Origin of the sequence: Streptomyces ardesiacus (assembly GCF_003112575.1) — a bacterium.
In the GTDB taxonomy this organism is placed as follows: Bacteria; Actinomycetota; Actinomycetes; order Streptomycetales; family Streptomycetaceae; genus Streptomyces; species Streptomyces ardesiacus.
The window spans coordinates 198,866-218,764 of record NZ_BEWC01000007.1 but is presented as its reverse complement, the minus strand read 5'-3'; the positions used below and the strand labels follow the sequence as shown (position 1 = coordinate 218,764).

16 protein-coding genes are annotated in these 19,899 nt (G+C 74.0%); 8 read left to right on the top strand and 8 right to left on the bottom strand.

The window, feature by feature from the left end:
- Window positions 1–14 precede the first annotated feature (14 nt).
- Window positions 15–1,436, bottom strand: coding sequence for an SLC13 family permease (locus Sdi02f_RS23100; RefSeq protein ID WP_108933945.1), 1,422 nt, complete (start codon window positions 1,434–1,436; stop codon window positions 15–17).
- Between the two features lie 198 nt (window positions 1,437–1,634).
- Between Sdi02f_RS23100 and Sdi02f_RS23095 the strand changes: the two genes are divergently transcribed.
- Entirely contained in the window at window positions 1,635–2,342 is a 708-nt protein-coding gene (locus Sdi02f_RS23095; protein ID WP_030399794.1) for a FadR/GntR family transcriptional regulator, read from the top strand.
- A gap of 24 nt (window positions 2,343–2,366) precedes the next feature.
- Here Sdi02f_RS23095 and Sdi02f_RS23090 read toward each other — a convergent pair whose 3' ends face one another.
- Window positions 2,367–2,969: a hypothetical protein gene (locus tag Sdi02f_RS23090; RefSeq protein ID WP_030399793.1), complete on the bottom strand. Its 603-nt coding sequence runs from the start codon at window positions 2,967–2,969 to the stop codon at window positions 2,367–2,369.
- Between the two features lie 137 nt (window positions 2,970–3,106).
- Between Sdi02f_RS23090 and Sdi02f_RS23085 the strand changes: the two genes are divergently transcribed.
- Entirely contained in the window at window positions 3,107–3,880 is a 774-nt protein-coding gene (locus Sdi02f_RS23085; protein ID WP_030399792.1) for an IclR family transcriptional regulator, read from the top strand.
- Window positions 3,877–4,737 carry an SMP-30/gluconolactonase/LRE family protein gene (locus Sdi02f_RS23080; protein ID WP_030399791.1) on the top strand — a complete coding sequence of 287 codons (861 nt, stop codon included), beginning with the start codon at window positions 3,877–3,879 and terminating at the stop codon, window positions 4,735–4,737. The genes Sdi02f_RS23085 and Sdi02f_RS23080 overlap by 4 nt, the downstream gene beginning before the upstream one ends.
- Window positions 4,738–4,770: 33 nt before the next feature.
- Here Sdi02f_RS23080 and Sdi02f_RS23075 read toward each other — a convergent pair whose 3' ends face one another.
- From Sdi02f_RS23075 to Sdi02f_RS23060, 4 genes are all read right to left on the bottom strand, one after another.
- On the bottom strand, window positions 4,771–6,177 hold the full coding sequence (locus Sdi02f_RS23075; RefSeq protein WP_108933944.1) for an FAD-dependent monooxygenase: 1,407 nt from the start codon (window positions 6,175–6,177) through the stop codon (window positions 4,771–4,773).
- The gene (locus tag Sdi02f_RS23070) at window positions 6,167–7,378 is read right to left on the bottom strand and encodes an MAB_1171c family putative transporter (RefSeq protein ID WP_031184606.1); all 1,212 of its coding nucleotides are present in this window, start codon (window positions 7,376–7,378) and stop codon (window positions 6,167–6,169) included. The genes Sdi02f_RS23075 and Sdi02f_RS23070 overlap by 11 nt, the downstream gene beginning before the upstream one ends.
- Window positions 7,379–7,457: 79 nt before the next feature.
- A complete protein-coding gene (locus tag Sdi02f_RS23065) occupies window positions 7,458–8,642 on the bottom strand; it encodes an MAB_1171c family putative transporter (RefSeq protein ID WP_031081593.1) in 1,185 nt (394 codons plus the stop codon).
- Window positions 8,639–9,190, bottom strand: coding sequence for a hypothetical protein (locus Sdi02f_RS23060; RefSeq protein WP_030399787.1), 552 nt, complete (start codon window positions 9,188–9,190; stop codon window positions 8,639–8,641). Before Sdi02f_RS23060 ends, Sdi02f_RS23065 begins: the two co-directional genes overlap by 4 nt.
- A 255-nt stretch (window positions 9,191–9,445) precedes the next feature.
- Here Sdi02f_RS23060 and Sdi02f_RS23055 point away from each other — a divergent pair, with 255 nt between their 5' ends.
- The 4 genes from Sdi02f_RS23055 to arfA are packed head-to-tail and all read left to right on the top strand — an operon-like array spanning window position 9,446 to window position 14,143.
- Window positions 9,446–10,795, top strand: a complete 1,350-nt coding sequence (locus Sdi02f_RS23055) for an extracellular solute-binding protein (RefSeq protein WP_030399786.1) — start codon at window positions 9,446–9,448, stop codon at window positions 10,793–10,795.
- Window positions 10,792–11,733, top strand: a complete 942-nt coding sequence (locus tag Sdi02f_RS23050; RefSeq protein WP_030399785.1) for a carbohydrate ABC transporter permease — start codon at window positions 10,792–10,794, stop codon at window positions 11,731–11,733. Before Sdi02f_RS23055 ends, Sdi02f_RS23050 begins: the two co-directional genes overlap by 4 nt.
- Window positions 11,730–12,593, top strand: coding sequence for a carbohydrate ABC transporter permease (locus Sdi02f_RS23045; protein ID WP_031081589.1), 864 nt, complete (start codon window positions 11,730–11,732; stop codon window positions 12,591–12,593). The genes Sdi02f_RS23050 and Sdi02f_RS23045 overlap by 4 nt, the downstream gene beginning before the upstream one ends.
- Window positions 12,594–12,637: 44 nt before the next feature.
- Window positions 12,638–14,143 (top strand): arabinosylfuranosidase ArfA, encoded by a 1,506-nt coding sequence (gene arfA, locus Sdi02f_RS23040; protein WP_053662131.1) that lies wholly within the window; start codon window positions 12,638–12,640, stop codon window positions 14,141–14,143.
- A 12-nt stretch (window positions 14,144–14,155) separates the two neighbouring features.
- On the opposite strand, the gene Sdi02f_RS23035 is transcribed toward arfA, so the two are convergent.
- Both Sdi02f_RS23035 and Sdi02f_RS23030 read right to left on the bottom strand, forming a co-directional pair.
- Complete coding sequence (locus Sdi02f_RS23035) at window positions 14,156–16,921, bottom strand: beta-galactosidase (RefSeq protein WP_031081588.1); 2,766 nt, start codon at window positions 16,919–16,921, stop codon at window positions 14,156–14,158.
- A gap of 144 nt (window positions 16,922–17,065) precedes the next feature.
- On the bottom strand, window positions 17,066–18,634 hold the full coding sequence (locus Sdi02f_RS23030) for a substrate-binding domain-containing protein (RefSeq protein ID WP_030399781.1): 1,569 nt from the start codon (window positions 18,632–18,634) through the stop codon (window positions 17,066–17,068).
- A gap of 299 nt (window positions 18,635–18,933) precedes the next feature.
- On the opposite strand from Sdi02f_RS23030, the gene Sdi02f_RS23025 reads away from it, so the two are divergent.
- Complete coding sequence (locus Sdi02f_RS23025) at window positions 18,934–19,899, top strand: arabinan endo-1,5-alpha-L-arabinosidase (protein ID WP_030399780.1); 966 nt, start codon at window positions 18,934–18,936, stop codon at window positions 19,897–19,899.

The following is a 19,899-nucleotide window of genomic DNA, read 5'->3' as shown; positions in this document are numbered from 1 at the left end:
TGTCCGCTGGTGGTCTACCCGAGGCCGGGCACCACCAGCACGAGCCAGACCAGTGCCGGCACGGCCGCCACCACGATCCCGCCGTAGATCATCAACTGGCGGAAGAAGCGGTCCCGGTCCACGTCCGGGGCCGCGGCCAGCACCAGCGCGCCGTTGGTCGAGAAGGGGCTGACGTCCACCACCGTCGCCGACACCGCGAGTGCCGCCACCATGCCGACGGCCCCGATCTCGCCCTGCGCGAGGAACGGCACCGCCAGCGGGATCAGCGCGCCCATGATGCCCACGGAGGACGCGAAGGCCGACACGATCGCCCCGATGTAGCAGAGCAGTACGGCGGCCAGCAGCGGGACGCCGATGCCGCCGACGCCCTCGCCCGCCCAGGTGATGGTGCCCATCTCCTCCAGCACGCCGACGTAGGTGAGGACACCGCAGATCAGCAGCACCGTGGACCACGCGATCTGCCCGACCGCGCGGCGGCTGTCGTCCGGCCACGCGGTGCTCAGCACGACGGCGAGGGTGACCGCGCTCAGACCCGCGTCCAGGTCGAAGCCGAGGACGGCCACGACGAGCGCGACCAGCGCGGCGAGGGTGGCGATGCGGGCGGGGCCGAGACGCGGGCCGGTGTCCTCGGTGCCGCCGGTGCCCCGGCCGGGGCGGACGGCGACCGCGGCCGGGGCGGCGCCCTTCGCGCCGGGGGCCGTACCGGTGCCGGAGTCCGCCCCGGCACCCGAGCCCGCCCCGGCACCCGTGCCGGCGGGTCCGGCACCTGTGCCCGTGGACCGCGCGCCCGTGCCGGAGCCGCCGCCGTCCTCCGGCGTCACCGCCCCGCGCGCCCACAGCTTCCGCCCGCCGAGCACCGCGAACAGCACGGCCGCGATGAGGAGGTTGGCGACCAGCGAGGCGAGGAACAGGCCGACCTCGCTGCCCGGGAGCTTCTCGCGCTCCACGATGCCGTTGACGATCGAGCCGTAGATGCTGATCGGCGAGAAGCCGCCCGCCTGCGCGCCGTGCACCACCATCGTGCCCATGAGCAGCGGGCTGATCGAGTACCGGGTGGCGAAGCTGAGGGCGACGGGCGCGACGATCGCGACCGCGGCCGGGCTGACCGCGCCGATCGCCGTGAGCGCACCGGTGAGCGCGAACATCACCCACGGGATCAGCGCGACCCGCCCCCGCACCAGCCGGACGGCCGCGTGCACCAGCCAGTCGGTGGTGCCGTTGGCCCGGGCGATGGCGAACAGGTAGGTGACACCCACCAGGACGACGAACAGGTCGCCGGGGAACCCGGCGAAGATGCCGTCCGCGTCGAGGTCGGCGACGAGCGTGCCCACCCCGAACGCGGCGGCGAAGGCGAGCGCGCCCATGTTGACGGACCGGGTGGTGGCGAGGACGAACACCACGACGAGGACGAGGATCGAGATGAGTTCGGGGGACATGCGGGGGCTCCCGAGTGCTGACCTGACTGCCGGTAGGAGTGGCTGAGTGGCTGAGCCACTTGGGTGGTGCGGTTGGCTGGTCAGCGTGGGCCCGGCGGAAGCCGGCGTCAAGGGGTCGCGCAACAATTGGCTCAGCCACTCGTCCACCGGGACCGCGGTCGGCCCGGTGCTACGCTCCCGTCGAGGAGGGGGGACCTCATGACCGACGCCCTGCGTCCCATGACCAAGCAGCGCCTGTACGAACAGGTGCTGGAGCGGCTGCGCCAGTACGTTTCCGACGGCGGCCTGCGGGCCGGCGACCGGCTTCCGCCCGAGCGGGACCTCGCCCAGCGCCTCGGTGTCAGCCGCGCCTCGGTGAAGCAGGCGATCGTGGTCCTGGAGGTGCAGGGCCTGGTGGAGGCGCGCCACGGCGGCGGCACCTACCTGGTCCGCGACAGCCTCGACGTCGAACCGGTCGAGAAGATGGTCGAACGCCGGCGCCGCCTCCCGGACGTCCTGGAGGCCCGCGAGGCGCTGGAGACCAAACTCGCCGAACTGGCCGCCGAGCGCCGCACGGAGGACGACCTCGCCGCGATGCGCTCCGCGCTGGACGTGATGGCCGAGGAGACCGACCGGGGCGGCCACGGCGTCGAGGGGGACCGGCTGTTCCACGCGGCGGTGACGGCGGCGGCGCACAGCAGCCTGCTCGCCGAGTTCATGCGCTCCATCGCCCACCAGATCGCCGAGAGCCGCACCGAGTCGCTGCGCCAGCCCGGCCGGCCCGCCCGCTCCCTGGCCCAGCACCGGGCGATCCTGGACGCCGTCGCCGCCCGGCAGCCCCGGCAGGCCGCCGCCGCGATGCGCCGCCACGTCCGTACGGTCGCCAAGGTCCGCCTGCTGGACTGGGACCCGGAGGACGAGCGCTGACCGCCCGCCCCCGCGCGGCCCGTATCACCCGCCGACGGCGGTGCGCTGCAACAGCCCCCAGGTGAACTCCGCGACCACGTCGTGCCGTACGCCGTCCCGGTCGGGGGCGGTGAAGGCCAGGCCCCAGCGGGTGGGGGCCGAGCCCTGGAGCGGTCGGGCGGGGGCGAAGGCGCGGGCCGCCTCGTCGACCGTGCAGGACCAGGGCGTGAGGTCGTCCAGGGTGCGCAGCTCGGGCCCCGGTGCGTCCGGCGCGCGCACCAGCCACTCGTTCCAGACGACGCCCTTGTCCGTGACCAGCACCTCGAAGCGCAGACCGGGCCAGAGCGGGAGCGCCCACTGCCGGGCCTCGCACTCCAGGTCGCCGATCCGGCGGGGCGCCACCGACTCCGGCTCCCCGAGGACGGAGCGGTACCGGGAGGCGGCCGAACGGGAGCGGGGGGAGCGGAGCATCGCCTGCCAGCGCCGGTTGGCCTCGCGCATGTCCGCGACCGAGGCGCCCAGTTCGCGGCGGGCGTCCTCGACCGGGCCCGGGTTGTGGTCGGCCATGCGGCGCAGCAGGACGAGCTGGAAGTCGCGCGGGGTGAACGGTCCCGCGGGGTGCTTTCCGGTCGGCATGGCCACCATCATCGCCGACCGGGCGGAGCAGGGGGCGGACCACCGGCTGCCGCCCGCCCATTGCCCAGGCAAACGCGATGTGAGTAGCCTGTGTTCGTCATTCCGACCGTCTGTTGAAATATCGAACACACCTAGGGAGGGGGCTGGACATGGGACGCCTCGTGCCGGCCGTGACCCGGGCTCTCGACATACTGGAGCTCTTCCTCGACGGGGACGGCACGCTCTCCGCCCCCGACATCGTGCGCCGGCTCCAACTGCCGCGGACCACCGTGCACGAGCTGGTCACCACACTCGCCGCCCGCAAGTACATCGTCCCGGTGCCCGGGCAGTCCGGACGGTACCGGCTCGGCGTGCGTCCGTACCAGCTCGGCGCCCGCTACGCCGAGCACCTCGACCTCGCCGCGGAGGGCCAGCAGGTGGCCCGGAGCGTCGCCGAGACCTGCGACGAGACGGTGCACGTGGCGATCCTGGAGGACACCGACGTCATCTACATCGCCAAGGTCGACTCCACGCACGCGGTGCGCATGGTCTCCGCCGCCGGGCGCCGGCTGCCCGCGCACTGCACGTCCGTCGGCAAGATGCTGCTGGCCTCCCTGCCCGAACCGGAGATCGCCGCGCGCTTCCCCGAGGGGGCCGAGCTGACCGCGATGACCCCGAACAGCATCACCGACCCGGCCGCCCTGCGCGAGGCCCTGGCCGCGATCCGCGAGCGCGGGGTCGCGGTGGAGAGCCGCGAGTCCAACCCGGACGTCTCCTGCGTGGCCGCCCCGGTCCGCGACCGCACCGGCCGCGTCGTCGCCGCGCTGTCGATCTCGGTGCCTATGATCCGCTGGAGCGAGGAACGCCGCGCCGAACTGGAGCAACTGGCCGTCAAGGGCGCCGCCGACCTCTCCGAGCGGCTCGGCCACAGGAGTGCGGCATGACGACGACCGGAGCGGCCTTCGAGGTGGCCGTCCACGCGGAGGCGACCCTCGGCGAGGGCCCCACCTGGGACCCGGCGACGGACCGCCTCCTGTGGCTCGACATCCTCAACTCCCGCGTGCACACCTACGACCCGGCCACCGGCCGCCGCACCCTGCGCCGCACCGAGCAGCACGTCGGCGCCGTCAAGCCCCGCGCGGGCGGCGGCCTGGTCCTCAACCTGCGGGACGGGGTCGGCCTGCTCGACCCCGACGACACCTTCCGCTGGCTGCACCGGGAGCCCGTCCCCGGCCGCCGGGCCAACGACGCCGCCGTCGCCCCCGACGGCAGCCTGTGGGCGGGCACCATGCGCTACGACGAGGCGCCCGGCGGGGGCACGCTGACCCGGTTCACCGGCGACGGCACCGCCGAGACCGTCCTCGACGACGTGACGGTGAGCAACGGCACCGGCTGGAGCCCGGACGGCCGGCTGATGTACTACGTCGACACCCCGACCCGCCGCATCGACGTCTTCGACGTCACCGGGGACGGCCGGGTCGCGCACCGCCGCCCGCTGGCCGAGGTCGAGGACGGCGCGGGCTTCCCCGACGGCCTGTGCGTGGACGCCGAGGGCTGTGTGTGGGTCGCCCTGTGGGACGGCGGCGCGGTACGCCGCTACACCCCCTCCGGCGAGCTGGACCGGGTGATCACCCTCCCCGTCCCCCGTGTCACGGCCTGCGCCTTCGGCGGCCCGGACCTCACCGACCTGTACCTCACCACCGCCCGGGTCGGCCTCACGGCCCCGCACCCGCTGGCGGGTTCGCTGCTGGTGGTGCCGGGGGCCGGACGAGGGGTGGCGCAGCCCGCGTTCGCGGGCTGAGCGGCGCCCCCGTCACCGTTCGGGGCCGTCCGCTCACCCGCCCGTGCGGTCCAGCCCGGCGAGCACCTCGCGCTCGCCGGGCGTCAGCGGCGGCCCGGTCAGCAGCGGGAGCGGCGGACCGGCCAGGGCGGCCAGGAGCGCCGACGGATGGAACATGCGGGCCGGCGGGGTGCGCATGCTGGTGACGTCCCAGAGCGCCGAGGCCGCCGCGAAGCTGCCGGTGGCCGCCCTGGTCAGGCGCCGGGTGTACGCCGTCACCGCCCGGTCGGCGATGCCCGGCCGGCCGCCGCCGCGCGTCGCCGGGTAGAGGACGTCCTGCCCGACGGCCACGGCCCAGGCGGCGTCCACCGGGCGGGCCGCGCCCCGCAGCACCCGCCGGGCGAGGCCGGGCGCGTCGGGACGGCCGGCCCTCTCCAGCTCCCGGCCGAGGACCCGGGCGCCGAACGCGGCCACCGACATGCCCTGTCCGTAGGCCGGGTTGAAGGTGCCGAGCGCGTCGCCGAGGACCACGAGGCCCTCCGGCCAGTGGGGCGCCTTCTCCAGGTAGTGCCGCACATTGCTGGTGGACCGGCTCAGGTGCACGTCGGTGAGGGGTTCGGCGCCGGAGATCAGCCGGCCGACGATCGGGTCCGGCAGGCCGAGCGTGTAGCGCAGGAAGCCGTCGGGGTCGGACGGCGGCTCACCGCCGCGCGTGCCGCCGCAGCTCACCAGCCACCGGTCGCCCTCGACCGGCATGACCATGGCGCTGCGGCCCGGCCGGGCGGCGTAGGGATCGGCGTGCACGATCGTCAGCGGGAACCGCTCCGCCCCGGCCGGTGTCCGGTACAGGCGCGAGGCGTTGACCAGGCCCGCGTCCACGGTCCGGGTCCGCACGCCGGGCAGCCCGAGCCCGTCCAGCCAGGCGAGGATCCGCGTACCGCGTCCGCTCGCGTCGACGACCAGGCCGGCGTCGAGGTCCGCCTCGCCGCCCGGCCCCGACACCCGTACGCCCCGCACCCGGCCCGCCGACCCCGTCAGGGCGACCGCGGTCCCCTCGCGGACCCGGACCGCCGGGTGTTCGAGCACCGCGGCCCGTACCGTCCAGTCCACCAGCGCCCGGGTGCAGGTGAGCATGGCGGGTCCCTCGCGCCGCCAGCGGCGCAGCCAGCCCTCGGGGGTGCGGGCCAGCATGCCCGAGCCGAGGGAGACCTCGTGGGCCCCGGCGGCCAGCAGCCGCTTGCGCAGGCTCACGCCGGGCACGATCTCCTCCATCGCGGCCAGCCCGCCGGCCATCAGCAGGTGCGCGTGCCGGCCCTGGGGCAGTCCCCGGCGCCCGCGGGGGCCGTCGGGGAGTTCGTCGCGGTCCACGACGACGACCTCCTCCACGCCCGCGCCGGCCAGCACGGCCGCGGCCAGCATCCCGGCCGCTCCGGCACCGACGACGACAGCTCTACGCGACATGGGGCTCCTCGGGTTCGGTCAGGGTTCCGGTCAGGGCGGACGGGTTCGCGCCCCCGGGCCCGGCGGTCCGGCCGGGCGGGTGGTGCAGTGCCTGCGACAGTTCCACCAGGCCGCTCGGGCCGGGCACCTCGGTGGCGTGCAGCCGGTAGGAACCGGCCGTGTCGGGCGGTTCCTCGTGGGCGGCGGCCCGGCGCGCCGCGTCGGTGAGCATCGCGGCCTCCGCCGCCAGCCGGGCCTCGTGCGGGGAGCGGCCCGCGAGCAGGGCGGCGTCGCGGGCCCGTTGGCGGACCCGGTGGTCGAAGTACGGCGCCAGGGCGAGCAGGGCGTCGTGGATCGACACCTCGCGCCACTGGAGCCGGGCCCGGGGCAACTGCCACCAGGCGGCCGGCGGCTTGGGGGCCGTGGAGACCGACTTCACCAGCGACCACAGCGGGCCCAGGCGCCGGTAGTCCTCCAGCCCCCGCCAGTGGGCCTGCACCGACGGCAGCAGCCTCGGCAGGGCGAACCCCACGGAACACACCAGCGCCGCCAGCGAGGCCATCGGCGGGGCCACCGTGGTGGACAGGAAGTCGAGGTCGTGGCCCGCCCACCGCGCCACCACCGCCGTGTACTTGGTGCACTGGAACCCCACCAGGTCCAGCAGCGCGCCCAGCAGGATGAGCCGCAGCCCGGTCCGCAGCAGGCCGTCCACCTCACGGCTCCACTTGACGCAGACGACGCACATCACGAGCATCGCCGCGCTGTGTCCGAGCAGGTACAGCAGGATCATCTCCCGCATGAACGGCGTACCGGCGTAGTACGTGTCCAGGTCGGTCAGCCGCTCGGTGTCCGCGTCGGCGAGCAGGAACAGCACGACGACGGCGGCCACCAGCAGACCGTAGGCGGCCATGCTGCGCAGCACGGCGCGCCGCACCACCGGCCGGGGGCCGCCGCGCCAGTTGATCAGCAGCACCAGTACCGCGCAGCTGTACGCGGAGAGCATGCCGTAGGTCAGCGGGGCCCCGAAGTTGGGGACGCCGGTGAGCCGGTTGACGGTGCCCAGGGTGGCCGGGGCGGCGCACACGAAGACCAGGGCCCCCAGGACGATCGCCGCGCAGGTGGACAGGGTCAGCGGATCGCGCACGGCGGTGCGGGGGCGGCGGAACAGCAGCACCGAGGTCATGCCGAACACCAGTGCCGCCAGGTAGACGACGAGACTCACGCCCGACCACTCCTTCCCCGCGGGACCGCCCCGGTACGGCCGCGCCGTCCCCCCGGTCCGTCCGGACGCCTCGGGCCCCTCACGCGGTGCCCGCCGTGGCCCTGCCGCTCGGCAGGGCGGGCGCGGCCGGCACCCGTACGGCGCCGGAGAGCACGTCGGCGATCCGCGCGAGGGCCGCCGGGTCCGGAGAGGGCAGCGGGGGCCGGCCGGTGGCGGCGGCCGGCGCCGACGCCGCTCCGGGAGCGGCCTCGTGGCGCAGCGCGTCGGTGAGCACCGCGGCCCAGGCCGTCGCCCCGGCCAGCTCGGCGTCCCCCGTCGCCGCCAGCGCGTCGGCCCGGGTCCGGTCGTACAGGTCCCGGTCGCAGTACGCGTCCAGGTGGCCGAACGCGTTGTGGATGCTGGTGCGGCGCCACATCAGGAGGGTGGCGGGCGAGGCGAGCCGGGGGCGGGGCAGGCGCAGCGACCGGCGGACGAGCAGGCCGTCCAGGGCCCGCTCCAGCGGTTCGAGCCGCGCGTAGGCGCGGGCCGCGCGCCGCCGCTCGGCGAGCCGCGGGGCGGCCAGCGGCACGAGCACCCCGACGACCACCAGCAGGGCGCCGAGTCCGGCCGCGGCCGGGGAGACGGTGGTGCCGAGCGCCGACCAGTCGTGCCCGGACCAGCGGGCGCTCACCGCGACGAGCTTGGTGGCGCTGTAACCGGCGCCGCACAGCGAACCGGCCCCGAGCAGCAGCAGCCCGGCCCGCAGCCCGCCGCGCACCTCCCGCGCCCAGCGCAGCGCGGAGACCGTCGTGACGGTCACCGCGGTCAGGTGCGCGACCAGGTACAGCACGATCATCTGGGCGATGAACGGGGTCGTCGCGTAGTAGGTGTCCAGGTCCGTACGGCGCTCCACGGGCGCCTCGCCGAGCGCGAAGGCCGCCGCGATGCCGACGACCACGACGGCGTAGGCGAGCGTCCACCGGCGGGCGGTGCGGTGCACCCGGGGGCCGCCGCGCCAGTGGACGACGAGGACCTGGGAGGCGGCGCAGTACCCGGTGATCGCCACGTAGGTCAGCGGCGCCGCGAGGTTGGGCACGCCGCTCAGCCGGTTGACGGCCCCGACCGTCGGCGGTGCCCCGAGCAGGAAGCAGAGCCCGGCCAGCCCCAGCACGGCGCAGATGGCCCGGAGGTACGGATCGTGCCGGTGCCGCAGCAGGTCGGGGGCCTTCACCGCGAGGCCGAGCCAGAGCGCTCCGCAACTCAGGTAGTTGATCAGGCTGTTCACCGTGTCGTCCCGCGGTAGTTGAGCGCGGCGCCGATGCGCCCGGCGAGGCTGCGCGGGCCGGCCGCGTCGCCGCCCCCGGTGGCGAAGACCGAGTCGGTGGAGGCGTCCAGCCAGGTGCGCAGTCGGCTGCCCATCAGCATGCCGAAACGGTCCGCCTCCTGCTCCTCGGCCAGGGAGAAGTCGGTGCGCGCGGCCACCGGCCGGGGGCGGCCGCCGGCCGCCGCGGCGGCCCCTGCTTCCGCCCCCGCCTCCGCCTCGGCCCGGCGGCGGTTCATGTGCCAGACCTCGTGGCAGAGGATCACGATCTGGTGCCAGACGGCCGCGCGTTCGTCCACCACCACGTCGTCGTGGTGCTCGCGCTCCAGCCACAGCCCGCTCGCCGTGTGCGGCGGGAACGCCGCCCGGTGCACGACCACCTCCCGGCCGCGCCACGCGCTGACGGAGGCGACGAGTGCGTCGAACAGCACCTCGGGATCGGCCGGCACGGCCACCCGGATGGGGTCGGTGAGGGTGTCGGCGAGCCGCCGCATCTCCTTCCTGGTACGCACGGTTGTCTCCTCGTCCCCCCGGCCGTCCTCCGGTCACCCCTGCAATATGCCAAGACGCGTGCCCCGGGGGCCAGTTCCGCGGCAGGTCCGAGAGCATCCGGGCACCCTCCGGAAAAGTCCCGCCCGGGATCCTGCCCGAACCATTGACGCGCAAGCGCTTCCCACCTACGTTTCCCGTTCGAAGTTACGAGCGTCATTCGACATACCGAACATCAGGTGGCGCCGCACAGCGAACGACGACAGATGGGGCAGGGCATGGGACGACCTGGCCTGGATCGCAGGCACTTTCTGGCCGCGGCAGGCGGCCTCACGGTCGCGGGCAGCTTCGGCTTCGCCGCGCTCGGCACCGGCGCCGACGCGCTCGCCTCCGGGGCGGACACCCGGGTGCGCTACTGGAACCTCTTCAGCGGCGGCGACGGCTACAACATGATCGCGATGCTGGACTCCTTCCGCAGGGACAACCCCGGCATCGACGTGAAGGACTCCACCCTCCAGTGGGGCAGCCCCTTCTACACCAAGCTCGCCATGGCCGCCGCCGGCAACCGCGCGCCCGACCTCGGCGTCATGCACCTCGGCCGCGTCACCGGCTTCTCGCCCGGCCGCCTCCTCGACCCCTGGGACCCCGCCCTGCTCGCCGAGTACGGCGTGCGGGAGAAGGACTTCAACCCCGAGCTGTGGAAGCGCGCCGTCATCGACGGCAAGCTCTACGCCCTCCCGCTCGACATCCACGTCCAGCTCTGCTTCTACCGCAAGGACGTGCTGAGGAAGGCGGGTCTGCTCGGCGGGGACGGCAGACTCGTGCCGGTCACCTCCACCGACGAGTGGTTCGACGTGCTCAAGGAGGCCAAGAAGGCCACCGGGAAGGGACTGCAGACCCTCGGCCTGCACGTCAACGACCTCAACGTCCAGTGGTGGATGTTCGTCGCCTTCTACACCCAGCTCGGCGGCACCTGGTTCGACGCGGCCAACACCGGGGTCACCTTCGACACCGCGAAGGCCACCGAGGTCCTGGAGTTCCTGCGCCGCCACGTCACCGACGGCTACTCCGTCGCGGGCGCCGCCGACGCCGAACAGTTCGTCAACGGGGCCCCCTTCACCTGGGAGGGCAACTGGTCGGTGCCGGTCTTCGACACCGCGAAGCTGGACTACGGCGCCACCCCGCTGCCGCCGGTCTTCGGCAGGCGGGCCACCCACGCCGAGTCCCACGCCTTCGTCCTGCCCCACCAGTCCGACCGGAGCGGCGCCACCAACGACGCCGCCCACCGGCTCGCCGCCTACGTCGTGCGGCACGCCCAGCAGTGGGCCGGCGGCGGGCACATCCCCGCGTACACGCCGACCCTGTCCTCGGCCGCGTACCGCAAGCTCCAGCCGCAGAGCGAGTACGTCTCCGCGATGGACCACCAGGCCACCGAGCCGAAAGTGTGGTTCGCGGGCTCGACCGGGCTGCTCGCCCAGCGCCTCGGTCCCGTCGTGATGAGCTCGTCCGCCGGGTCCGCGAAGCCGGAGAGCGCCGCCCGCCGGATGAAGGGCGTACTGACCGAACTGCTCGCCATGAAGAACCCGATGGACGGCAGGACCGCCGCGCAGGGAGGTGCGGCCGCATGACGACGACCAGTGCCGAAACGATCGTCCGCCCGGCGCGTGCGCACACCGCCGCGGACAGCGCCGCCGTACGGCGCAGGCAGGGCTTCCAGCACGGAGGCTGGTTCGTCGCCCCCTTCCTCGCCCTGTTCGTGCTCTTCGTCGTCTGGCCGCTGCTGCGCGGCCTCTACCTCAGCTTCACGGACGCCAACATCTCCGGCGAGGGCGCGCACTTCATCGGCCTGGGCAACTACCGCGAGGCCCTCCAGGACCCCCTGATGTGGGACTCGCTCGGGCACAGCGCGTACTTCACGCTGCTCGTCGTGCCCTGCATCACCGTCCTCGCCTTCTTCCTCGCGATGCTGGCCCACCACATCGAGCGCGGCAAGTGGCTGTGGCGGCTCTGCTTCTTCCTGCCGTTCCTGCTGCCGTCCACCGTCGCCGCCAATCTGTGGCAGTGGCTCTTCAACCCCGGCACCGGCATGATCAACCACGTCTTCGGCATCGAGACGCCGTGGCTGAGCGACAAGTCGTACGCGATGCTCGCGGTCGTCATCACCACCCTGTGGTGGACCGTCGGCTTCAGCTTCCTGCTCTACCTCGCGGCCCTCCAGGGCATCCCCGCGCACCTCTACGAGGCCGCCAAGCTCGACGGCGCGAACGCCTGGCACCGCACGGTCCACATCACGCTGCCGATGCTGCGCAACATCACCGGGCTCGTCATCGCCCTGCAGATCCTCGCCTCGCTCCAGGTCTTCGACCAGGCCGTCGTGATGCAGGACTTCGGCCCCGGCCCGGAGGACTCGACCCGCACCTTCGTGCAGTACACGCTCGAACAGGGCTTCACCAGCTACCGCGTGGGCTACGCCTCCGCGGTCTCCATCATCTTCTTCGTGCTCATCGCGGCCGTCGCCCTCGCCCGGATGTGGCTGCTGCGCAACCGTGAGGAGGGCGGCCGATGACCACCGCCGCACCGCCGGTCCGCACCCGGCCGCGCCGGGGCCGGACCCCCGGCCAGATCGTGCTCACGCTCCTCGGCACGGCCGTCTCCGCGGTGTTCCTGGCGCCGCTGGCCTGGGCGCTGTTCACCTCCCTGAAGTCGGAGACCGAGGCCGTCGAGGTGCCGCCGCACTGGCTCCCGAAGGACTGGACCGGCCAGGCGTGGTCGGCCATGCTCGACAACGGCAACATCACCAACTGGTTCGTCAACTCCCTGGTCGTCTCCGTGTGCGTGACGACGATCGTGCTGCTGGTCGCCGCGCTCGCCGGATACGGCTTCGCCCGCACCGAGTTCCGCGGCAAGGGCGTCCTGATGGGCCTGGTGATGACGGGGCTCATGGTCTCCCCGGCCGTGCTCGGCGTGCCGCTGTTCACCACCGTCCAGCAGATGGGGATGGTCGACACCTACTGGGGCATGATCCTGCCGCAGTGCGCGCCCGCCGCGATGGTCTACATCCTCTACAAGTTCTTCCAGGGCATCCCGCGCGAGCTGGAGGAGGCCGCCTTCATCGACGGCGCCGGCCGCTGGCGGGTCTTCTTCACGATCATCGTGCCGCTCTCGCGCCCCTCGCTCGCGGCGGTCGGCATCTTCACCTTCATCAGCTCCTGGAACAACTTCCTGTGGCCCTACATGGTCACCAACAACCCGGACCTGATGACCATGCCGAACGGCATCGCGACCGTCATGAACTCCTACGGCATCCAGTGGGCCCAGCTCATGGCCGGCGGCCTGATGGCCGGCCTGCCCCTGATCGTCGTCTTCGTCTTCTTCCAGCGCCAGATCGTGGCGGGCGTGGCGCACACGGGCCTGGCCGGCCAGTAGCGCGCCCCGCACCCCGACACGTCACCCCCTCCCGAAAGGCAAAGATGCGCACCGCCCGCTTCACCCTCGACCCCGCCTTCACCGTCGGCGCCGTCAACCCCCGGCTCTTCGGCTCCTTCGTCGAACACCTCGGACGCTGCGTGTACACCGGCATCTTCGAGCCCGGCCACCCCACCGCGGACGCCGAGGGCCTGCGCCAGGACGTGCTGGAGCTCGTCCGCGAACTCGGCGTCACCGCCGTCCGCTACCCCGGCGGCAACTTCGTCTCCGGCTACAAGTGGGAGGACTCGGTCGGCCCCGTGGAGGACCGCCCGCGCCGCCTCGACCTGGCCTGGCGCTCCACCGAGACCAACCGCTTCGGCCTCTCGGAGTACATCGCCTTCCTCAAGAAGATCGGCCCCCGGGCCGAGCCCATGATGGCCGTCAACCTCGGCACCCGGGGCGTCGCGGAGGCCCTGGAACTCCAGGAGTACGCCAACCACCCCGCCGGCACGGCCCTGTCCGACCTGCGCGCCGAGCACGGCGACAAGGACCCCTTCGGCATCCGGCTGTGGTGCCTGGGCAACGAGATGGACGGCCCCTGGCAGACCGGCCACAAGACCGCCGAGGAGTACGGCCGCGTCGCCGCCGAGACCGCCCGCGCCATGCGGCAGATCGACCCGGACGTCGAACTCGTCGCCTGCGGGTCCTCCAGCCAGGCGATGGACACCTTCGCCGCCTGGGAGGCCACCGTCCTCCAGGAGACCTACGACCTGGTCGACCACATCTCCCTGCACGCCTACTACGAGCCGCTCGACGGGGACGTCGACTCCTTCCTCGCCTCCGCCGTCGACATGGAGTCGTTCATCGAGAACGTCGTCGCCACCTGCGACCACGTCGGCGCCCGCCTCAAGTCGAAGAAGAAGATCAACCTCTCCTTCGACGAGTGGAACGTCTGGTACATGGCCAAGACCCACGCCGAGGTCAGCGCCCTGGACTGGCCCGAGGCGCCCCGGCTGCTGGAGGACAACTACAGCGTCATGGACGCGGTCGTCTTCGGCTCGCTCCTGATCGCCCTGCTCCGGCACGCCGACCGCGTCACCGTGGCCTGCCTGGCCCAGCTCGTCAACGTCATCGCCCCGATCATGACCGAGCCGGGCGGCCCGGCCTGGCGCCAGACGACCTTCTTCCCCTTCTCCCAGGCCTCGAAGTACGGCCGCGGCGAGGTGCTCGAGGTCCGCGTGGACTCACCGACGTACGAGACGGCGAAGTACGGCGAGGCCGACCTCCTGCACGCCACCGCCGTGCGCGCCGAGGACGGCTCGGTCACCGTCTTCGCCGTCAACCGCTCCCGCACCGAGACCCTTCCGCTGGAGGTCGCCCTCGGCGGTCTGGGCGTGCGCGAGGTCGTCGAGCACAGCGCCCTCGCGGACGCCGACCCCGACGCCCGCAACACCCTCGCCGAGCCCGAGCGCGTCGCCCCGCACGCGGTGGACGGCACCGCCCTGGACGGCGGCAGGCTCACCGCCGCCCTGGAGCCACTGTCCTGGAACGTGATCCGGCTGCGCTGACCCCGCCCCGGGTCAGCCGCGGCGCCGGCCGGGGGAGGCGACGGGCTCCACCGGCACTCCTCCGGCCGCGCTGCCCAGCAGTTCCAGGCGGACCGGGCCCGGGCCCGGCGGCGTGTCGCCGTCGGCCAGGACCGCGAGGGCCAGGGTGTTGGCGGCGGCCCGGGTGCGCAGGATGCCGTTCGGCAGGACGAGGGTGCGCGGGGCGCCGCCGGCGTGGGCGCCCATGTTCCAGCCGTTCAGGAAGACCTGGACGCGCACGTCCCGGCCCGGGGCGCCGCCGAGGGCGAGGCCGACGGACGCGTCGGTCTCCGGCGGGACGTCCAGCCGGAACGTGGTCCGGTACCAGGTCACGCCCTGGCGCCGGTCCCCGTCCCCGGCGGCCGCGGGGGAGCCCGGCTCCCAGGCGCCGTCGTCGTGACCGGGCAGGTGCCAGCCGTGGCGCTCCCCGTACAGCCCGCCGTGGTTGAGCGGCCCGCGCACCGGGTCGGGGGCGGCGGCGCCCATGATCCGCCAGCTCACGTCGGGCGAGGCGCCCTCGAACCGGGCCGACACCAGCCCGCGGGCCGCCCGGTACGCGTCCTGGCCGTGCTGCGTGCGCCGGACCAGGACCGCCAGGACGGGCGGCGAGGTGCCCTCGCCGCGCCGCTCGCGCAGGGACGCGCGCAGGCCCTCGGGCAGCCGGAAGTCCGCCGTGGCCGCCCGGGTGCCCCCGCCGTCGTCGGGTCCCCGCCCCGGGCGGTGCGTGCCCAGCGGCTCCCCGTCCAGCCAGGCCATCAGCAGCCCGCCCGCGCCCGTGCGGTACGCCAGGGACACCGACGTGAGGCCCGAGGCGCCGGTGAGGCGGGCGCGGTACCAGACGTCGCCGTAGTGGAAGCCGTAGTCGTCGGCGAAGAGCACGGGCTGCCCGTCGGGGACCGGCGTGGTGCTGTGCGAGGTGCGCCGGTCGGCCACCGTCCAGCCCTCGTCGCCGTAGCCGGGCTCGGCCTCGAAGTTCTCCGGGCGCCGCCGCCAGCCCTCCAGCGCGGGCAGCACCAGACCGGGCACGCCCGGCAGCGGCCACACCGTCATCAGGCTCAGGGCGCGGCCCAGGCCCGACTGCACCCGCGCGCCGTTCCAGGTGACGTCGGTGATGCCGGGCGGCGCCCACACCTCCAGCTCGCGCTCGTCGACCGTGTCGCCGGTCAGCCGGACGGTGGCCCCGTCCAGGGCGGCCTCGCGCAGCAGCTCGGGGCCGCGCACCAGGATCCGGCCCGAGGGGGTCTCGTACGGCCACAGCCGCAGCGAGGCGGCGTCGTCGGCGAGGAGCAGCAGCAGGGTGCGGTCGGTCTCGCCGCTGCGCACCCGCACCCGGGTCAGCCGGTCCTCCTTCAGCGGCACCGACACGTGCAGCCTGCCCTGGTCGAAGGCCCAGGCCGCCTCCTCGTCCAGCCGGGTGGGCCACGGCTCGTCGGGGCAGTCGACGACCAGGTGCGCCATCTCGCCCGCCCGCCCCACGAACGCGGCGACGTCCAGCTTCCCGACGCTCGTCGTCAGCATCGGCTGCACGGTGGCGTACGCGAGCCTGCGCCCCGCGCCCAGGCGGAGCCCGGTGGCGAGCAGCTTGGCGTCCCGGGCGGGGACGGTGACCTCCACGTCGGTGCCGCCCATCGGCAGCGTCGAGGTGACGTCGGCGGCGGAGTCGTTGCGCAGGACGTACGCGTGGGCGCCGGTGTCCGGGTTGGCCAGGTGCCGCACCCGGATGCGGGCGTCCGCGGCCCGGACCGCCGGCGCCTCGCTCATCCGGGTGAAGTCCGGGACGTGACGCAGGAGATGACCGAGCTGGTGCAGCGGAGCCAGCTTCTCCGTCGGCCGGCGCGCCTCGTCGATCGCCGCGGTCGGGTCGTACGTCGGTGACGGCGCCGACGGCGCGGGCAGCCACCCCCACGAGGTGCCGCCGAAGGCCATGCGGACGTTGTGCAGCGTGCTCCCGCGGGCCAGGCGGTCGAGGTGGAGCCGCCGCGCCTCGGCGGCGTCCCGGGTCCGCTCCGGCTCCTCCCAGGCGAGCGGGGAACCGGGGTGCAGCAGGGGCACCTCGATGCCGTCGGCGCGCAGCCGTGCGCGCAGGCGGTCCAGGCCGGCGCGCCCGGGGACGTCGGCCCGGTAGAGCAGCACGGTGCCGGTACCCCGGGTGAACTGGTGGCGGGCGACGATCGCGTCGACCCGGCGCAGCCACTCGTCGGCGTGGCGCAGGTACACCGGGTCGGTGCTCCTGTCGCCGGCCCCGACGGCCGTGAGCCAGCCGGGCAGGCCCCCGGCGTCCACGTCCGCGCCGATGTACGGGCCGGGGTGCACCACGACGTACAGGGCGCACTCGGCGGCCGTGCGCAGGAACAGGTCGAGGTCGCGGACGCCGGTGAAGTCGTACGTGCCGGGGGCGGGGGAGTGCTGGTTCCAGGCGAGGCGGACGCTGACCGCGTTGTGGCCGTACGCCCGCATCTTCTGCAGCACGTCCCGCCACAGGGACGGGCTCGGCAGCCGGAAGGGATGCAGTTCGCCGGACCACAGCGCCAGCCGCCTGCCGTCCACCAGCAGGGAGTGCCGGTCCAGGGCGACCCGGTGGCGCCGGCCGTCGGCGCCGGGCGGGCCGGGCGGCGGACCGGTGGGCACGGGACCGGGGCCGGCGGAGTAGGGCAGCGCCGCGCTGCTCACGCTGCCGCCGAGCGCGAGCCCGAGGACGGTGGTGCCCGCGAGGGCGCTGAACGCTCGTCTGCCGAGCCTGCTGGGCCTGCTGAGCTCCAAGGGAGCCTCTCCTGTTGCGCGCGGTACCTCCGGTCCCGTCGGCTGCCCGGGACCGCCTGTGCCGGGCCATTGTCCCAGCGGCCGGCCCGGCGGCCGGACGAGGATCGCGGTGGTGCGCCCCGCACACCTGTCCCGCGCGACTCCCTACGGCCCGCCCGCGGCCCCGTCCGGCCGGCACAGCAGGGGTTTGTCCAGCTCGGCGCAGGGGCGGTGCCCCTTGGAGCGGACGATGTCCTTGCCGACCTCGTCGGCGAGGTAGCGCAGGAAGCCCGCGGCGACCGAGTCGGCCGGCGGTTCGCCGTAGGTGTAGGCGATCTCCGTCTGCCAGTACGGGTACGCCCCCTCGTCGGCGCCCTCCAGGGTGGCCGGGTAGCCGTCGATGCGGATCTGCCGGACGTCGTCGCGCGCCGCGGCGGCGCCGACCTCGCTGTGCCCGAGGGCGCCCGGGGTCGAGGCCACTGTGTCCAGCAGCGTCCCGGTGCCGCCCACCTCGCAGCGGCCCGGCCGGTCCCGGTCGAGACCGGCGCAGTCGGGCGTGGTGACCGCGGGGAGCGGGCGGCCGTCCAGGACCTGCCGTTCGAGCGTGGTCCGGGTGCCCGAGCCGGGGTTGCGGCTGACCAGGTGGACGGGGACGTCGTTGCCCTTGACCTGGCTCCAGTTGGTGATCTTCCCGGCGTAGAGGTCCCGCACCTGTCGCAGGGACAGGTCCTCGACCCCCGTGTCCTCGTGCACGACCAGGGTGAACAGGGACAGTGCGACGGGCCTGGGCAGCAGGCGCGGGCGGCCGTCGGACTTCGGGCCGTCGCTGAACGCCAGCCGGTCGCCCAGCCCCCGGCCGTCCGGGAGCCTGGCGCCCGCACCTGCGGAGGCGAGGGTGTCGAGCCCGTCGACGCTGCCCTTGAAGGAGGTCGCGGTCAGCGGGATGCGCGCGTCGGGGCAGGTCCGCTCGTACTGCCGCGCGGCCTCGCGCAGCACCGGCGCGAAGGCCGTGGAACCCGACAGGTGCAGGGTCCCGGCGGCGCAGTCCAGCGGCGCGGCGGCCCCGTCGCTGCCGGACAGCGCGAGCGCGGACTGCGTGGCGCTGACCAGGATCAGCGAGGCGAGCAGCCAGCGGACCTGGCGCGAGGCGAAGGGGTAGTACGCGGTCTTCCGGATGGTCCCGCCGCGCACCCCGCCGACGATTCCCGCGGTGACCTCCGGTTCGGGGAACTCGGGGTCGGTGAAGCCCTCCTCGCGGTCCAGGACGGCCAGGACCTTGTAGTGCGCCCGGCGGTTGAGGATCACCTTGGGCAGCTTGATCTCCCGGCCCGTGGTCTCGAACCCCTCGGCCCCCGGCACGAAGAAGGTGGGCGGGACCTGCGGGCTGCGCTCGGTGACGGTCATGCCGACCACACGGCGGCCGGGGAAGGCGATGCGTATGCCCACGGGGTCGCTGGCCGGGGCGACGTAGTCGGCGGCGACCACGGGGGTCCAGCCGGCGTTCTCGATCCGCAGCAGGACGACCGAGGGGTCGCTCAGGTTCGTGCCGTCCCACTGCATGCGCTGCAGCACCGTCGTGTCGGGCCCCGAGGCGGCCGAGTCCCGGATGGTGGTGTCCAGTTGAACGCGGTAGCCGAGCCGTTTGCGGCCCGCCAGCACGAACTCCCACAGCGCGGCCGCGACGGGCACGGCCAGGCCCAGGACGGCGGCCACGGAACCCCAGGACACACTCACGTCCGGCTCCCCCTCGGGACGGTGACACGGGAGGCCATGGTGGCGGGGGCGGGCCGGGGCAGGACCCGGTGCGGGTGAGTGTCCGCGGTGAATTCACGCGCGGGCCATCTTCGCCACCCGGTGTTTTCCGGACATCAACGGCCGCTGTCGTCCGGGCCATTGACGCGCAAGCGCTTCGATTCTAGGTTCCGTCACTGCGTCACGTCCGACAACGCGATCATTGTTCGAGAAGCCGAACAGTCGGGATGGGGAACATCCGGCTGCAGAACACCCGGGCCACAGAACAGGAGCCCCCCCCCATGCGCCGCACAAGAGCCGCACTCCTCGCTCTCCCCGCCGCCCTGCTCGCCCTCGTCCCCTCCACGGCGTCGGCCTACCCCGGCCCCGGCCGGGTCACCGGCTCCGTCGTCACCCACGACCCGACGATGATCCGCACCGCGTCCGGGCAGTACCGGCTCTACGCCACCGGCGGCGGCATCAGCAGCAAGTCCTCCCCGGACCGCACCGCCTTCGCCGCGGGCGCCGACGCCTTCGGCTCCCGGCCCGCCTGGTGGTCGCGGTACTCGTCCGTCCCGGAGGCCTGGGCGCCGGACATCTCGTACCACGGCGGCAAGTACCTGATGTACTACTCCGTCTCGTCCTTCGGCTCCAACACCTCGGCCATCGGACTCGCGGGCTCCACCACCGGGGCGCCGGGCACCTGGAGCGACTACGGCATCGTCTACACCTCGGACTCCTCCAGCGACTACAACGCGATCGACCCCAACCTCTTCGTCGACGACGACGGCAGGTGGTGGCTGTCCTTCGGCAGCTGGTGGACCGGCATCAAGATGATCCGCGTCGACCCGGCCACCGGGAAGCAGCTCGCCTCCGACACCGCCCGCCGCTCCCTGGCCTCCCGCCCGACCGGCACCAAGGCGGTCGAGGCGCCGTACGTCGTCAAGCGCAACGGGTACTACTACCTCTTCGCCTCCTACGACACCTGCTGCGCCGGGACCGGCTCCACCTACAAGGTCAAGGTCGGCCGGGCGACGAGCGTCACCGGGCCCTACCGCGACAAGAACGGCGTCGCGATGACGGACAACGGCGGGACGCCGGTCCTGGAGTCGCACGGCAGCGTCATCGGCCCCGGCGGGCAGTCGATCATGAACGACGTGGACGGCGACCTGATCGTGTACCACTACTACGACGGCGCCGACAACGGCACGCCCAAGCTCGGCATCAACCTGCTGGACTGGAGCAGCGGCTGGCCCGTGGCCCACTGA

What these genes read in the sequence shown, in the direction of transcription:
- Sdi02f_RS23100 (WP_108933945.1), bottom strand. Translation starts at nt 1,436, where the DNA reads ATGTCCCCCGAACTCATCTCGATCCTCGTCCTCGTCGTGGTGTTCGTC.
- Sdi02f_RS23095 (WP_030399794.1), top strand. Translation starts at nt 1,635, where the DNA reads ATGACCGACGCCCTGCGTCCCATGACCAAGCAGCGCCTGTACGAACAG.
- Sdi02f_RS23090 (WP_030399793.1), bottom strand. Translation starts at nt 2,969, where the DNA reads ATGATGGTGGCCATGCCGACCGGAAAGCACCCCGCGGGACCGTTCACC.
- Sdi02f_RS23085 (WP_030399792.1), top strand. Translation starts at nt 3,107, where the DNA reads ATGGGACGCCTCGTGCCGGCCGTGACCCGGGCTCTCGACATACTGGAG.
- Sdi02f_RS23080 (WP_030399791.1), top strand. Translation starts at nt 3,877, where the DNA reads ATGACGACGACCGGAGCGGCCTTCGAGGTGGCCGTCCACGCGGAGGCG.
- Sdi02f_RS23075 (WP_108933944.1), bottom strand. Translation starts at nt 6,177, where the DNA reads ATGTCGCGTAGAGCTGTCGTCGTCGGTGCCGGAGCGGCCGGGATGCTG.
- Sdi02f_RS23055 (WP_030399786.1), top strand. Translation starts at nt 9,446, where the DNA reads ATGGGACGACCTGGCCTGGATCGCAGGCACTTTCTGGCCGCGGCAGGC.
- Sdi02f_RS23050 (WP_030399785.1), top strand. Translation starts at nt 10,792, where the DNA reads ATGACGACGACCAGTGCCGAAACGATCGTCCGCCCGGCGCGTGCGCAC.
- Sdi02f_RS23045 (WP_031081589.1), top strand. Translation starts at nt 11,730, where the DNA reads ATGACCACCGCCGCACCGCCGGTCCGCACCCGGCCGCGCCGGGGCCGG.
- arfA (WP_053662131.1), top strand. Translation starts at nt 12,638, where the DNA reads ATGCGCACCGCCCGCTTCACCCTCGACCCCGCCTTCACCGTCGGCGCC.
- Sdi02f_RS23025 (WP_030399780.1), top strand. Translation starts at nt 18,934, where the DNA reads ATGCGCCGCACAAGAGCCGCACTCCTCGCTCTCCCCGCCGCCCTGCTC.